This window comes from Gordonia sp. B8661-1, assembly GCF_059427765.1.
This window is the reverse complement of record NZ_JCAHRL010000030.1, coordinates 1-1,270: the sequence shown is the minus strand read 5'-3', so window position 1 is coordinate 1,270 and position 1,270 is coordinate 1. Positions and strand designations below refer to the sequence as shown.

1 protein-coding gene is annotated in these 1,270 nt (G+C 65.7%); it reads left to right on the top strand.

Annotated elements, in window-relative coordinates:
- Positions 1 to 72 precede the first annotated feature (72 nt).
- A protein-coding gene (locus AC4JJG_RS21440; protein WP_085948641.1) for an IS3 family transposase occupies positions 73 to 1,238 on the top strand; the annotation gives its coding sequence in 2 pieces (ribosomal slippage) (positions 73 to 357 and positions 360 to 1,238; 1,164 coding nt in all).
- Positions 1,239 to 1,270: the final 32 nt, after the last annotated feature.

Sequence of the window (1,270 nt, the reverse complement as noted above, 5' to 3'; positions counted from 1 at the left end):
CAGGGGCTGGTGCACGAGTAGGTGACATCTGATCTGGCTTGCCCTGCCGGGCGGCCTGGAAGGATGCCAGCTGTGCCCAAGCCCTATCCCCAGGAGTTCCGCGACGACGTTGTCCGCGTCGCCCAGAACCGTGAAGACGGTGTGACTCTCGAACAGATCGCTGCCGACTTCGGTATCCACCCGATGACCCTGAACAAGTGGATCCGCAAGGCCGACGTGGAGGCCGGGATCAAGCCCGGCACCACGTCGGCCGAATCGCGTGAGCTGCGCGAGGCCAAGCGGCGTGTGCGCCTGCTTGAACAGGAGAACGAGGTCTTACGCCGGGCGGCGGCGTACCTGTCCCAAGCGAATCTGCCGGGAAAAGGTGGTACCCGCTCGTGAGTGAGCTGGCCGCTGACGGCATCCCCGTCACGGTGGCGTGTCGGGTACTCAAGATCGCTCGCCAGCCCTACTACCGGTGGCGCAAGAACCCGATCACCGACGCCGAGCTCGCCGAGGCGTACCGGGCCAACGCCCTGTTCGACGCCCACCGCGAAGACCCGGAGTTCGGCTACCGCTACCTCGCCGACGAGGCCGAAGCCGCAGGCGAGAAGATGTGCCGGCGGACGGCGTGGCGGATCTGCTCCGCCGGCGGCTGGACCAGCACCATCAGCAAGAGAGGCCGCGGCAAGCACCGCAAGGCCGGCCCGCCTGTACACGACGATCTCGTCAAGAGAGACTTCACCGCGCCCGGCCCCAACGAGCTGTGGCTGACCGACATCACCGAGCACTGGACGGCCGAGGGCAAGCTGTACCTGTGCGCGATCAAGGACGTCTACTCGGGCCGGATCGTCGGGTACTCGATCGACTCGAGAATGAAGTCCCGCCTGGCCGTGGCCGCCCTGAACAGCGCTGTCGCCAGGCGAGGGGACGTGGCCGGCTGCGTTCTGCACAGCGATAGAGGGTCTCAATTTCGTTCGAAGAAGATGCAGAAGGCCATCACCCGGCACGGCATGCTCGGGTCGATGGGCAGGGTCGGTGCGTGTGGTGACAACGCGGCGATGGAGAGCTTCTTCTCGCTGCTACAGAACAACGTCCTCGACCGTCGATCCTGGGCCACCAGAGACGAGCTCCGGGCCGCCATCGTGCACTGGATCGAACGGACCTACCACCGCCGCAGACGACAGGACCGCCTCGGCAGATTGACCCCCATTGAATTCGAGACCATCATCAACCACGAGGCCCCTCAGGCCGCGTGACTAACCCTGTCACCTATCCGTGCACCAGGCCC